Consider the following 13,202-nt stretch of genomic DNA (forward strand, 5'->3'; position numbering starts at 1 on the left):
CACGAGGCTCCCTTGCAGACACCGTCCCCAGCCCTGCCCGCGGCGGATGAGCGCCTCAACTGGCTCTCCTCCATCCCCTTCTTCGCAGTCCACCTGATGTGCCTGTTCGTCTTCGCCGTCGGCGCGAAGCCGGTGGACGTGGCCGTGTGCGTCGGTCTCTACGTCGTGCGCATGTGGGGCATCACCGCGGGCTTCCACCGGTACTTCTCCCACCGGGCCTTCAAGACGGGACGCGTCTTCCAGTTCATCCTCGCCTTCGTGGGCAGCATGTCCGCGCAGAAGGGCGTGCTGTGGTGGGCGGCGCACCACCGCCACCACCACCGCTATTCGGACCAGGCGGAGGACATCCACTCGCCCCTGCAGAAGGGCTTCTGGTGGAGCCACGCGGGGTGGATTCTCTCCGACAAGTACAACGACACCCGCATGGAGGGCATCAAGGACTTCGCCCGCTTCCCGGAGCTGGTGTGGCTCAACCGCTTCCACCTGGTGCCGCCCGTCCTGCTGGCCGTGGCGCTCTACTTCATCGGCGGCTTCTCCATGCTGGTGTGGGGCTTCTTCGTCAGCACCACCCTGCTGTGGCACGGCACCTTCACCATCAACTCGCTCAGCCACATCTTCGGCAAGCGCCGCTACAAGACGACGGACACCAGCCGGAACAACTGGCTGCTGGCGCTCGTCACCCTGGGCGAGGGGTGGCACAACAACCACCACTTCCATCAGAACACCGCCAACCAGGGCTGGTTCTGGTGGGAGGTGGACCTCAGCTACTACTCGCTGAAGGTGCTCTCCTGGTTCAAGGTGGTGGAGGGGCTGCGGCTTCCCTCCGAGGCCACGAAGTTCGCGTTCCAGAAGTACACCGACGAGGAGCGCGCGGCGCTGGCGGCCCCCACCCGCTTCTGGGGTGCTTCGGGCGCGCGGGCCCAGTTCGTGGCCACGAAGGCCGCGGGGGATGCGGCCCGGGCCGCCAGTGATGCCGCGAAGGCCGCGGGCGACAAGGTGCGAGAGGCCCTGACGACCGCCGCGGACCACCTGCCCACCTCCGCGCCGCCCCCCTCCGCCATGCTCAAGCGGCGGTAGCCGTTCGAAGCTGAAGCGAAACCGTGACGCGCCTGTCATGGGCGCGACCCGACGGCTGGCCGCCCTGCACACGTCCGCGTCACGAGCCTTGAGTGGCGCCTGACCCACTGTTAGTGGGACCTGCAATGAATGCAGGGGATGTACCCGCATCAAGCGCGGCGGCCCAGCGCGCCCTCTGGGCACAACTGCGCGCGGCGATGGGCCGCTTCGTCCACGCCGCGCTGAGAGCGTCCAACCGCCTGCGACTGCCCGGCCCCTCTGTCCTACCGGTAGCGGGCGCGGTGGTCGGTCTGTACAGCGGGCTGGCGGCCGGCATCTTCTCCAACCTCATCGGGTTGGTGAGCGGGCTCACCTTCGGGGCGGCCTCGCTGAAGCACACGCTTCGCCAGGACCAGTTCCAGTCGCTCATGGAGGCGTTCGCCGCGGCCCGCTGGCATCCGGAGTACGCCTTCATCGGCGTGCCCCTGGCATCCGGCGCGCTGCTGCTGGCGCGCATCATCGAGCCTGGCGGGCCCCGTGACGAGGTGAAGCGCCGGCTGCGCCTGCTGGCCCTGCTGGCCCTGGGCGGGCTGTCGCTCTACTACCCGCTGGTGGCGCTGTCCGCGCTCAACAGTGTGTTCGGCCACAGCCACAACCTGCCCGAGGCGCTGCCCCACCTTCCGTGGTGGCTGATGCTGCTGGCGCCCACGCTGGGCGGCGTGGTGGTGGGCCGGCTGCTGCGGGACAAGCCGGAGACGCATGGCCACGGCGTCCCCGAGGTGGTGCGGGCGGTGAAGAGTGGCGCCAACGCCCTGCCGGCGGACCGGGGCCTGCTGAAGCTGGTGGCGTCCGCCATCACCATTGGCAGCGGCGGCTCGGCGGGCCGCGAGGGGCCCATCGTTTACGGCGGCGCGGCGTTCGCTTCCACCGTGGGCCGGGTGCTGGGCTTCAGCCGCAAGGAGCTGTCCATCCTCCTGGCGTGCGGCGCGGGCGCGGGCATCTCCGCGTCCTTCAACGCCCCCATCGCCGGCGCCGTGTTCGCGATGGAAATCATCCTTCGCGAGTTCGAGCTGCGCGTCTTCTCCCCCATCATCCTGGCCAGCGTGGCCGGCACCCTGGTGAGCCAGGGCGTCATGGGTGAGTCCGCCATGCTCCGGCACGTTCCCTACGAGCTGGTCAGCGGCGGCGAGGTGCTGGCCTACGCGGGCCTGGGCATCGCCTGTGGGCTGCTCGCCTTCACCTTCGTGCAGTTGCTGCACGGCGTGGAGCACTACTTCCATGGCCATGTGAAGGACCGGCTGTCCCCGTGGCTGGGCAGCAAGCCGCTGCCCCTGCGCGCGGGGTTGGGCGGTCTGTGCGCCGGCATCCTGGCCTTCGCCAGCCCCACCGTCTGGGGCAGCGGGCAGGACTACATCAACCTGGCCGCGCTGGGACGGCTGCCCTTCCTGTTCCTCATCACCGCGTGTCTGCTGAAGCTGGTGGCCACGGCCCTCACCATCGGCTCGGGTGGCTCGGGCGGGACGTTCTTCCCGGCGGCGCTCATTGGCGCCATGGCGGGCGGCGCCTTCGGCACCCTGGTGCACTACTTCTTCCCGGAGAGCACCGGCCCCAGTGGCGCGTATGCCCTGGTGGGCATGGGCGGCGCGGTGGCGGCGCTCACCCGCGGGCCGCTCACGGGAATGATGATGCTGTACGAGCTGAGCGGGAACCACGACATCATCCTGCCGCTGATGGTGACGTGCACCATCGCCTCGGCGCTCTGTCACTACCTCACCGAGCGGAAGACACCGAAGGTCCAGAGCGACACGGACCTGCTGGAGGCCACCCCCGTCCGCTCGCTGATGACCCACCTGACACCCGTGCCCGCGGGCACGCCGCTGCGGGCGCTGACGGACCTGCTGCTCACCTCCGAGGCGGGCACCCTGCCCGTCCTGGACACCGTGGGCCGCATCTATGGCACCGTGCAGGTGGAGCAACTGCGCGAAGTGTGGCGCGATGAATCCGTGTACCCGCTGCTGGTGGCCAGTGACCTGGCGCGCAAGCTGCCCGCGCTCTCCCCCGACGCGAACCTGTCCCATGCCCTCCACGTCATGGACCACGAGGACGTGGATGCCCTGCCCGTCAGCGTCCCGGTGGGCAGCCCCACCTGCGGGCTGCTCACCCGCGCCGCGGTGCGCAGGTTCCTCTTCTCGAAACATGCCCAGGCCCACGCGTCGGGCAACTACCCGGTCAGCCCCACCGAGGCGAGCTGACGCCCCACCCGCTCAGTGCGTGGGGGTGCCCGCTGGAGACAGCACCCCCTGCGTGCCCACGAGGCTGGCGTAGGCGGAGAGGTAGCGGCTGGCCATCCGCCGGGGCGTGTACGTCAGCGCCCACGCCCGCGCGCGCAAGGCCAGCCGGGTGCGCAGCCCGGTGTCCTCGCGCAGCCGCTCCAGCATCTCCACCAGGGCATCCACGTCGTCCGGGGGCACGAAGCACGCGGCCCCATCTCCCCACACCTCGCGCAGCGCCGGAATGTCGCCCAGCACCAGCGCGCAGCCGGACAGGGCCGCCTCCAGCGCGGTGAGGCCAAAGGGCGCGTAGCGGGCCGGCAGCACATAGATGGATGCGCGCGACATCCACTCCGCCAGGACATGCGGCTCCAGGTGCCCCATCCACTGGAGGTGGCGCGGCTCCGCCTTCCGCTCGGAGGGATGGCGCGCGTCTCCCGCGAGCCGCACCGGCCACCCCAGGCGGGGCGCGGCGGCGTCCAGCACGGCGACATTCTTCGCGGCGTCCCACGGACTGCCCACGCCGAGGATGAAGGGCTCCCGCTCCGAGCGAGGCGGCACCCGGTCCGCGCGCCGCCCATGGGGGATGACCTCCGCGGCGGGCAGCGGGCCATAGTGCATCTGGAGGGACTCGAGCAGGTCCCGGCTCGGCGTCACCACCCGGCCCGCGGCGCCGAGGCCCGCGGTGACGGCCTCGCGATAGCGCGCATGGCTCGCGGGCGCGTCCTCGCCCTTCACCGCCCGCCACCACGACAGGCGGCATGCGTGCCCCACCACCAGCGGCCGGTGCAGCCACGGCAGCGCCCCGTGCACGTAGCCATTGAGGTGCACCACGTCCGGACGCACGCGGCGCTCCAGCGCGAGCAGCCAGTCACCCGCCGCGCGCACGTCGTCCCACGGGTCCTCCATCCACTCCAACCGGAAGCGCCCCTCCTCCACGGTGAGATTGGGAATGCCCCGCGCCTCCGCCCACTGCGCGCTGGTGAGCGGCGCCCCCATGGTCGCCAGCGTCACCTCCACCCCGTGCGGCGCGAGCGCCCGGGTCAGCTCCAGCGCGTACGTCCAGACGTCGCCCACGGCGTCGGCCGTCATCAGCACCCGCCGCACCGTCCGGCTCGACGTGACGTCATTGCCGTGCGCATGCCTGCCCTCGTGGGGTGGGGCATGGGTCTCCTGACCTTCCATTCCACTCGCCATGCGCATCCGCTGACTGTTCATGGTCCCCCCGCAGAGCCCCGGACTCGTGGAGGGCAACGTAGGCCGAGCGCCTCCATGGGAGGATTGCCCCACCGCGCCCCTTCCCTGCATGACATCCGATGGATGAAGAGGCGAAGCCCCGCCCAGGCCCCTCCTCGTCCGTCGGCCGAGCCTGGCAGATACCCTCCGCGACACCCTGGCCGACAGACGCCCGAAGGGTCATGCTGGGAACACGAGAGGCCCTCCATGGAGATTCTCCGAGCGACTCCGTCCGAGCACACGCTGCTTCGAAACCTCTACCCGCTCTACCTCCACGACCTGAGCGAGTTCGGCGTCGACTACGCCCTGGACGAGCAGGGGCGCTGGCGGCCGGACTTCCTGCCCACGTGGCTGATTCAAGCCCCCGAGGTCCACCCCCTGCTGCTGCGCTGGGAGGGCCGCGTCGTGGGCTTCGCCTTCGTGGGCCAGTCCCCCTTCCCCTACATGACGCCTGGACGCGACTTCCGGATGAGCGAGTTCTTCATCCTGCGAAACGAGCGGCGCATCGGCCTGGGACGGCTCGCGGCCAGGGCCGTGTTCGACCTCTTCCCCGGCATCTGGGAGCTGTCCCAACTGCCGCGCAACCGCCCCGCCATCGCCTTCTGGCGCAGGGTCATCGACGAGTACACGGGGGGCGCCTTCGAGGACACCTTCATCGATGGTTCCCCCGCGCAGGTCTTCGACAGCCGGCAGCGCGTGGCGCCCGCACAGGGACGGTAGCCACGTGCCTTGCGCGGCTACTTCGTGCCCGAATCCGGCGTCTTCGCGTCAGCGCCGGCCGGCTTGCGCAGCGGGCACGCGACAATCGCTCCGTGCGGGTTGATGGCGTCGTTGCCGGACTCGACCTTCAGAATCTTCAGGCCCTCCCCCACGACGAATGTGTACCGCTTCGGCACCGACAGCAGCGGCATCTTCACGTCATAGGCGGAGACGACCTTCCCTTCAGGGTCGGGGATGAACGGGAACGGCGCCTTCAGCTCGGTCTTGAAGCGCGTGAGCGTCTCCGCGTCATCCATGCTGATGGCCAGCACCTGCCCCTGCGCCTTCTCCACGTCGGCGTAACGGTCCCGGTACGCCTTGAGCTCGCGGGTGCAGCCGCCCGTGAAGGCCTTGGGGAAGAAGGCCAGGATGACGGGGCCCTTCTTCACCATCTCCGACAACGTGTAGACGTTCCCCTCGGAGTCCTTCGCCGTGAAGTCCGGCGCCGTCTCTCCGGCCTGGGGAATGGCACCGCTGAAGAATCCCGCAACGAGCAATGGCACGAGCATGGGCGGGACTAGACAGGACATCCCGCCCCCGGACAAGGCAGAGGCACGCTACTTCTTCGCCGCCTCCGCCATCCGCGCCCACACCGCCGACGCGGCCTCGCGCGCCTGCTCCGCCACCACGGAGGGGCTCACCGACAGCGGCCGGCGCGCCCACATGCGCCACACGCCATCCACCATCACCGCCTCCACGTGCCGGCTGCCCAGGCCGAACACCACGTGCCAGGCCAGGTTCTCCGCCGTCAGCGGCGTGGCCGGCAGGTAGTCCAGGATGAGCAGGTCGGCGAGCGAGCCCTCGCGCATGGGCCCCACCGAGGCTTCGAAAATCTGCGACGCCATGCGGTGCCCGTTCGCCAGGTAGCGCAGCACATCGATGGGCTGCCCCGCCTCACGTGAGCGCAGGTACGCAGCCTGCGCCTCCGCGAACAGGTCCGCCGACACGCCATCCGCGCCCAGCGTGGCCCGGGCCCCGAACTTCAGCGCCGGCGCGTACCCCACCTCCAGCCCCTGGTTGGCGCGCGGCGTGTGCACCAGCCACGCACCGGTGGCAATCACCTGCGCCAGGTCCGCCCAGTCCAGGTGGCCCACATGCGCCAACTGACTCTTGGGCGACAGCAGGCCCGCCTCCAGCAACCGCGACACCGGCGAGGCGCCGTAGTTCTCGTTGGACAGGCGCTCATCGAGCGGGTCCTCCGCAAGCGGCAGGTGCAGGCCACCATCGCCCAGCGCCTTCAGCGCCTCCGAGAGCCCTGACAGCGCATCCGGACCGTTCGTGAAGCACGGCGCCGCGCCCACCTGCCCCCGGAAGCGCCCCTTCGCCTTCTTCGCGAAGCTGACCGTCTCCTCCAGCCCCTCCTCGCGGCCGAGCGCACCCTGGCGATCCGACACCGCGTAGGCGAGCACGCCGCGCACGCCCACCTCATGGAGCCCGCGCGCCAGCCGCACCAGCGAGCCCGAAATCGCCTTGGGCGAGGAGTGCAAATCGCACACGGTGGTGGTGCCGCACTGAAGCGCCTCCAGCCCTCCGGCACAGCCCGCAACCTGCACGGCGTCCAGGTCGAGCGCGTTCTCGTACGGCCACGCCACCTGCTCGAGGATTTCCTGGTAGGTCTCCAGCGGCGGACGCGGCATGCCACGGCCCAGCACCGCGTACAGGCGGTGGTGCGCGCTCACCAACCCCGGGAAGACGAGCTTGCCCGACAGCGCCACGACTTCGTCATCCGGGCCCGGCGTCAGGTCCGGCCCACGGGCGACGATTCGCTCTCCTTCGATGCGCAGGTCCACGCGCTCGACCAGCGCCGGCTCCAGTTCGACGACGTAACCACCCTTGAGGACTGTGCCCAACCATCCCTCCGGCCGCAGCGCGTGCGTGTGTCTGGGCCACCTCCCGCCAGGCCCATGAGACAGGACGAACGTTAACATTCCCGCTCCCTCGCGCGAGCGGGGAGGTAGAGGACCCCCACCCGCCGTAATGGCCACAACACTGTGCGCGGACGGGCGCCTACACGTAGACTGCGCGCACTTTGGAGCCGGAGCAGAACCCCTATCAGGTGGGTCGCTACCGACTGTCCGCGCGAATCGCGACAGGCGGCATGGCGGAGGTGTACCTGGGCCGCCGCATCGAGGACGACGGCAGCCGTGGGCCCTCGGTCGCGGTGAAGCGGTTGATGCCGCACCTCGCCTCGGACCGGCGCGTGGTGCAGATGTTCCTCAACGAGGCCCGCATCACCGCGCAGGTGAGACACCCCAACGTCGTCACCATCATCGAGCTGGGCATGGAGGGCACCGAGCCCTTCATCGCCATGGAGTTGCTGGAGGGACGTTCGTTCGCCGAGCTGCGTCAGGAGGCCGCCGAGCACGGACACCGCGTGCCGCTGGGCATCACCCTGCGCGTGCTGGTGGAGGCCTGCCGGGGCCTGGACGCGGCGCACCGCGCCGTGGATGAAGCGGGCCGGCCGCTGCGCATCGTCCACCGCGACTTCACGCCCGACAACATCCACGTGGGTGTGAATGGCGCGGTGAAGGTCATCGACTTCGGCATCGCCAAGGCGGACGCGCTGGGCTCGGGCACGGAGCCCGGCACCCTCAAGGGCAAGTTCTTCTACATGTCGCCGGAGATGATTGCCGGCAAGCCGGTGGACCATCGCGCCGACCTGTTCGCCGCGGGCGTCATGCTCTACGAGCAGCTCTGTGGCCGCCGGCCCTTCACCGGACTGTCCGCCGACGAGGTGCTGGGCCGCATCGCGGAGGGACGCCCCAAGCCGCCCACCGCCTTCGACCCGTCCGTGCCCACCGCGCTGGAGCTGGTGTGCCTCACCGCGCTGGCCCGAGAGCCGGCCGCGCGCTTCGACAGCCTGGAAGACTTCATCGCCGCCATCGAGTCGATTGGTGGCGCAGCGGAGATGGCCACGCCCGAGCAGCTGGCCGCCTACGTGGATTCGCTCTTCCCTCCGGACCGCGACCCCAAGCGACTGGCCCTGCGGCGCGCGCGGCTCGCGGACCCATCCCACGGAAGTACGCCGGCGCCCCACACCCGGCCCATCCTGGGCGTGGTAGACGCGCCCACCGCGTGGCCCCAGGTCTCCCGGACCACGAACCCCGACGCGGCAACGGTGGCGGGCGCCACGCGGAAGGCACCCACGGACACGGCCGCCTCCATCGCCCCGGATGAACACGCCCCGAGCAGGCGACGCTCGCGCCTGGTCCCGCTCATCGCGGGCGTGCTCGCGCTGGGTGCAGCGGGCGCGGGTGCGACGTGGTTCCTCACGCGTCCCGCAGCGCCCCCCGCCGAGCGCCTGGCCCGGGCGGAGTCCGCCTCCACGGCGGATGCGAAGGCGGCTGCCCTGGAGGGACTGGCGTCGGATGACCGGGCAAGCGCGGAGGAGCTGAGCCGGGCGGGCGCGCTGCTGCTGGAAGCCGGCGCGCACGCGCAGGCCCTGGCCCTGGCGGATGGCTTCGCTGCGCGCTTTCCCAAGGACATCGAGGCGCACCTCATCGCCGCGCGGGCCGCCACGGAGCTGCGACTGGGCAAGCGGGCCGAGCGCGCCATCGAGGAGGCCACCGCGCTGGCCCCCAAGGACCTCCGCCCACCGCTGGCGCTGGCCGATCTGCGCGAGCGTCAGGGGGACATCCCGGGCGCGCTGGCCGCGCTGGCCACGGTCCACGCCCGGAAGCCCGGCTCCGCGAAGGTGACGCCACGCTACGGTCTGCTGCTCTCGCAGAGTGGCCGGCTGGATGAGGCCGCCAGCGTGCTCTCCGCGTGGACTCGCTCCCACGATGACGCCGCGAGCCTCGCCGAGCTCGGCTTCGTGCGCTTCCGACAGCAGCGCGTGGACGAGGCCGCCACCCTGCTCAAGCGCGCGATTCGGAAGGCGCCCAAGCTCGCCGTGGCGCACTACTACCTGGGGGCCGTGCTCTTCCGGCAAGGCGACACCGCGGGCGCCGAGCGTGCCTACGTCGAAGCGGACCGGCTCTCTCCCGAGGACCCACGGGCGCTGGCCTCCCGTTGCCAGCTCCACGCCCACACCGGCAACACGGCGGGGGTCACCGAGGTGAAGCGCGCCTTGTCCGAGCGCTTCCCGACGCGCGCGGAGGCCCTGGCCGCGGAGTGCGTCGCGGTGAAATGACGCCGACACTTCGTGCGTCACGGCTCCGGCCCATTAACTTCGAGGCCATGCGCTTTCGCAGCACTCGCTTCGCCCTCGGAGTCCTGCTCGCTGGTGCCACGGCGTGCTCGTCCTCGGACACTTCGCGCCGGCCCACGGAGGATGCCGGTATCGTCCCTCCCACGGGTGAGGAGCCCGCGGTGCCGGAGCGCACGGCCTGCACCGGCCTCACGGTAGGGCCCGGCACCTACGACTGGACGGTGGAGCACGACGGGCGCACCCGCCACTACCGCGTCCACGTCCCCCCGGGCTACGACGCCACCCGGCCCACCGCCGCCGTGCTGGCCTTCCATGGCCTCGGCTCCAATGAGGTGGAGATGGAGGGGCTGATGCGCCTGTCCACGCTGGCCGACACGGAGGGCTTCCTCGCCGTGTATCCCCGGGGCCTCGGCGCCTCCGAAATCAATCACCAGGGGACTGACGGCCCCTACCGGGGATGGAACGCGGGCGCGTGCTGCGGCCCCGCCTGGACGGCCAAGGTCGATGACGTGGGCTTCGTGGACACGTTGCTGGCGGACCTGGACACGCGCGTGTGCGTGGACACGCGCCGGACCTTCGCCACGGGCTTCTCCAACGGTGGCTTCTTCTCGTACCAACTGGCCTGCCAGCGCGCGAGCCGCTTCGCCGCCATCGCCCCCGTGGCGGGCATGGAGGGCGCCACGCCCTGCAACCCGTCGCGCCCCGTGCCGGTGCTGCACATGCACGGCACCGCCGACCCGGTCATCCGCTACCAGGGTGGCAGCAACCTGGGCCCCTTCGGCGGCACCTACCCGTCCGCCGAGGAGTCCGTGCGCCGCTGGGCCGAGCGCAACGGCTGTACGGGCCCCACCGTGGAGACGTACCAGCAGGGCGACAGCACCTGCACCGCCGCCACCGGGTGCAGCCCGGAGTCCGCCACCGCGTCCCTGTGCACGGTGCAGGGCGGCCAGCACACCTGGCCCGGCTTCACGGACTTCAACCACGGCGGCACACCCCACCTGGACGCCACGCGGGAAGCGTGGAAGTTCTTCCAGACACGCCCCCGGCCCTGAGCCCACCGCGAGGAGAACCCCGCCATGCCGTCACGCGCCCTCATCATCAACGCCGACGACCTGGGCTACGACCCAGCCGTCACGCGCGGCATCCTCCGCTCCATGCGCGAGGGCGTCGTCTCGTCGGCCACCTTCATGGTGAACACGCCCTTCTCCGAGGCCACCGCGCGCGAGGCCCGGGGACTCTCCATCGGCCTGCACCTCAACCTCGCCCGGGGCACGCCCGTGTGGAGCGGCTTCCCACGCGAGCTGCTCGGCGAGGACGGCGGCTTCGTGGAGGCCCGCGCGGGCAGCCTGTCTGCGGACGTGGTGGAGGCGGAGGCCTTCGCCCAGCTCGCACGGCTCGCGAGCCTGCTGGGCCAGCCGGCCACGCACGTGGACGTACACAAGCACCTGCACCTGCACGCGGGAGTCCTGGAGGGCCTGGCCCGGGCGGCGCGGAGCGTGGGCGTCCCGGTGCGCTCCATCGACGCGGAGATGCGGCGCACGCTGCGGGCCCAGGGCGTCGCCACCAACGCACACTTCGTGGGGGACGCGGGCGCGGAGGCGTACTGGACGCTGGAGCGCTTCGCGTCGGAGCTCACCGCCCTGCCCCAGGACGGCGTCATCGAGCTGATGTGCCACCCGGGCTACCGGCCGGAGACGCTGAAGAGCGGCTACGCGGCCCAGCGAGAGGTCGAGCTGGAGACCTTCCTCCACCCCCAGGCGCGCGAGCTCCTGGCCCAGGCGGGAATCGTCCCGGTGGACTTCCGCGTACTCACGTCCGGGAGCTGAGCAGGTCCAGCGGTGCCTCGGCCGTGGACCGCCGCTCCACGGCGAGCGCGTTGCGCACCCGGGTCACCAGGTCCTCGGGCCGGTAGGGGCGCGTACACAACGACGTGCCCTCATGCGCCCACCAGGGGCGCTCATCCCCAGCCAGCAGGATGGGCACCGGCCGCGCGCGCGGCAGCGTGGCGAAGGTCTCCAGGAAGACGCTCGTCTGTCCCTGCGTGGCGCTGGTGGACAGGACGATGAGGTCCACCGGCAGGTGCGTGGCTCGCCGCAGCGCCTCGGCCCCGTCGCGCGCCGTCAGCACCTCGAAGCCCTCGGAGAGCAGCACCTGCTCCGCCGCGGCCTCCTGGGTCTGGTCCTCGTCCAGCAGCAACAGCCGGTGGGGCAGCCGCCTCACGTCGTGCGGCGCCATGCGAGGCAGGCTCAGCGAGAAGGTGCTGCCCTTCCCTTCCGCGCTGCGCATCGACAGCGCGCCGCCGTGAAGCCGGGCGATGGAGTGGCTGATGAAGAGGCCCAGCCCCAGTCCGCCGAAGTGGCGGTGCGACACGTTGCGCGCCCGATAGAAGCGCTGGAACACCTGCGACTGGTCCGCGCCCGGAATGCCGATGCCGTGGTCCTGGACGTGGATGCGCGCCTCGCCCGGGGAGCGCTCCACCGTCACGACGATGGGCTCTTCCGGCGCGCTGTACTTGTGCGCGTTCTCCAGCAGGTTCACCAGCACCTGCTCCAGCCTGTCCCTGTCCCCGCGCACCCAGACGCGCTCACGGGGCACTTCCACCGCGAAGGGCCGCTCGAAGGCCGCGCGGAAGTGGTCCACCACCTCCGCCACCAGTTGCCCCACCTCCAGCGGCGCCAGGTCCAGTGCCAGCCTCCCCGCGTCCAGGCGCGACGCGTCCAGCAGGTCATCCACCAGCCCCACCAGCCGGTCCACCTGCCGCTTGGACTTGAGCACCGTGGCCAGGTCCACCGGCTGGCCCGACGACAGGCGCCGCTCCATGGTGAAGAGGCCCAGCTTCAGCGGCGTGAGCGGCGTCTTCAGCTCGTGGCTGGCGATGGAGATGAACTCCTCGCGCACCTGGAGCGCCGCCTTGGCCTCGCGCAGCAGGCGCGCGTTCTCCACCGCCACCGCCAGCTGGTTCGCCGCGGCGCTCCACAAGTCCAGCTCCCGCACGGAGAAGGACGTGCCCTGTTCCTTGTAGAGCAGCAGCAGGCCCACCGTCCGGCGCGGCGCGCACAGCGGCACCGCGGCGAAGATGGAGCCCATGGAATCCCCATAGCCCCGCTGGATGCCCAGTTGCGCCTGACGCAGCGCCAGCGCCTGCCGGAACGGGTCCGACTGGGAGTCGAAGGTCGCCTCGGGGGACTCCGAGCCGGCCAGGTCCGACACCGCCACCCGGCGCAGGCTCCCGCCCTCCTCTTCGCAGAGAAAGACCTCGGCGCGGCGCACATGCGCGCAGCGGACCAGGGCCACCACGGCGGCGGCGCAGACGCTGTCCACCTCCAGCGTCTCCCCCACCGAGCGGGCAATCTCCTGCACCGCCTGGGAGAAGGCCCCCTCGTCGTCCACGCCCGAGGGCTCCACCACCAACCAGACGCCCGCTGCCTCGCCCGCCGAGGCGGGCTTCACCTGCACCCGGACCTGACGCAGCGCGCGGGTGATGACGTGGCCGGTGTGGGACGCACCGTCCCGGATGGCGCGCTCCAGGGCGTCCAGGCTCCGGGTGCGCTCCAGGGCGTCCCGCAGGTCGCCACCGGCGTGCAGCGCCACGCCCGTCTTGTGGGCGAATCCTTCCTCGCACCACTGCACGCGCAGGTCCGGACCGACGCGAACCAGCGCCAGCGGCAGGCACGAGAATGCATCTTCGACGTCGGAGGGAAGCGGCATGTGCTCGGGCAGGGGTAGAGGCT

10 protein-coding genes are annotated in these 13,202 nt (G+C 71.3%); 6 read left to right on the forward strand and 4 right to left on the reverse strand.

The window, feature by feature from the left end:
* The first annotated feature begins 12 nt into the window (after positions 1 to 12).
* Together FMP39_RS26110 and FMP39_RS26115 are read left to right on the forward strand one after the other, a co-directional pair.
* Positions 13 to 1,077 (forward strand): acyl-CoA desaturase, encoded by a 1,065-nt coding sequence (locus FMP39_RS26110; RefSeq protein ID WP_141592884.1) that lies wholly within the window; start codon positions 13 to 15, stop codon positions 1,075 to 1,077.
* 197 nt (positions 1,078 to 1,274) lie between these two features.
* A complete protein-coding gene (locus tag FMP39_RS26115) occupies positions 1,275 to 3,308 on the forward strand; it encodes a chloride channel protein (RefSeq protein ID WP_141592904.1) in 2,034 nt (677 codons plus the stop codon).
* A 12-nt stretch (positions 3,309 to 3,320) separates the two neighbouring features.
* Here FMP39_RS26115 and FMP39_RS26120 read toward each other — a convergent pair whose 3' ends face one another.
* Positions 3,321 to 4,529: a glycosyltransferase family 4 protein gene (locus FMP39_RS26120; protein WP_141592905.1), complete on the reverse strand. Its 1,209-nt coding sequence runs from the start codon at positions 4,527 to 4,529 to the stop codon at positions 3,321 to 3,323.
* A 240-nt stretch (positions 4,530 to 4,769) separates the two neighbouring features.
* On the opposite strand from FMP39_RS26120, the gene FMP39_RS26125 reads away from it, so the two are divergent.
* On the forward strand, positions 4,770 to 5,282 hold the full coding sequence (locus tag FMP39_RS26125; protein WP_141592885.1) for a GNAT family N-acetyltransferase: 513 nt from the start codon (positions 4,770 to 4,772) through the stop codon (positions 5,280 to 5,282).
* Positions 5,283 to 5,299: 17 nt separating this feature from the next.
* Here the strand turns inward: FMP39_RS26125 and FMP39_RS26130 are convergent, their stop codons facing one another.
* Positions 5,300 to 5,830: a peroxiredoxin gene (locus FMP39_RS26130; protein WP_090488685.1), complete on the reverse strand. Its 531-nt coding sequence runs from the start codon at positions 5,828 to 5,830 to the stop codon at positions 5,300 to 5,302.
* 48 nt (positions 5,831 to 5,878) lie between these two features.
* Positions 5,879 to 7,171 (reverse strand): amidohydrolase family protein, encoded by a 1,293-nt coding sequence (locus FMP39_RS26135; RefSeq protein WP_141592886.1) that lies wholly within the window; start codon positions 7,169 to 7,171, stop codon positions 5,879 to 5,881.
* Between the two features lie 179 nt (positions 7,172 to 7,350).
* On the opposite strand from FMP39_RS26135, the gene FMP39_RS26140 reads away from it, so the two are divergent.
* The 3 genes from FMP39_RS26140 to FMP39_RS26150 are packed head-to-tail and all read left to right on the forward strand — an operon-like array spanning position 7,351 to position 11,297.
* Complete coding sequence (locus FMP39_RS26140) at positions 7,351 to 9,453, forward strand: serine/threonine-protein kinase (protein WP_141592887.1); 2,103 nt, start codon at positions 7,351 to 7,353, stop codon at positions 9,451 to 9,453.
* A 47-nt stretch (positions 9,454 to 9,500) separates the two neighbouring features.
* Positions 9,501 to 10,523: a PHB depolymerase family esterase gene (locus tag FMP39_RS26145; RefSeq protein ID WP_141592888.1), complete on the forward strand. Its 1,023-nt coding sequence runs from the start codon at positions 9,501 to 9,503 to the stop codon at positions 10,521 to 10,523.
* Positions 10,524 to 10,547: 24 nt separating this feature from the next.
* Positions 10,548 to 11,297: a carbohydrate deacetylase gene (locus tag FMP39_RS26150; protein WP_141592889.1), complete on the forward strand. Its 750-nt coding sequence runs from the start codon at positions 10,548 to 10,550 to the stop codon at positions 11,295 to 11,297.
* Here the strand turns inward: FMP39_RS26150 and FMP39_RS26155 are convergent.
* Positions 11,281 to 13,179, reverse strand: coding sequence for a hybrid sensor histidine kinase/response regulator (locus FMP39_RS26155; protein ID WP_141592890.1), 1,899 nt, complete (start codon positions 13,177 to 13,179; stop codon positions 11,281 to 11,283). The two genes, FMP39_RS26150 and FMP39_RS26155, sit on opposite strands and share 17 nt — an antisense overlap.
* Positions 13,180 to 13,202: the final 23 nt, after the last annotated feature.

It is taken from the genome of Myxococcus sp. AB056 (assembly GCF_006547365.1).
GTDB lineage: Bacteria > Myxococcota > Myxococcia > Myxococcales > Myxococcaceae > Myxococcus > Myxococcus virescens.

What these genes read in the sequence shown, in the direction of transcription:
- FMP39_RS26115 (WP_141592904.1), top strand. Translation starts at nt 1,275, where the DNA reads ATGGGCCGCTTCGTCCACGCCGCGCTGAGAGCGTCCAACCGCCTGCGA.
- FMP39_RS26120 (WP_141592905.1), bottom strand. Translation starts at nt 4,529, where the DNA reads ATGCGCATGGCGAGTGGAATGGAAGGTCAGGAGACCCATGCCCCACCC.
- FMP39_RS26125 (WP_141592885.1), top strand. Translation starts at nt 4,770, where the DNA reads ATGGAGATTCTCCGAGCGACTCCGTCCGAGCACACGCTGCTTCGAAAC.
- FMP39_RS26130 (WP_090488685.1), bottom strand. Translation starts at nt 5,830, where the DNA reads ATGCTCGTGCCATTGCTCGTTGCGGGATTCTTCAGCGGTGCCATTCCC.
- FMP39_RS26145 (WP_141592888.1), top strand. Translation starts at nt 9,501, where the DNA reads ATGCGCTTTCGCAGCACTCGCTTCGCCCTCGGAGTCCTGCTCGCTGGT.
- FMP39_RS26150 (WP_141592889.1), top strand. Translation starts at nt 10,548, where the DNA reads ATGCCGTCACGCGCCCTCATCATCAACGCCGACGACCTGGGCTACGAC.
- FMP39_RS26155 (WP_141592890.1), bottom strand. Translation starts at nt 13,179, where the DNA reads ATGCCGCTTCCCTCCGACGTCGAAGATGCATTCTCGTGCCTGCCGCTG.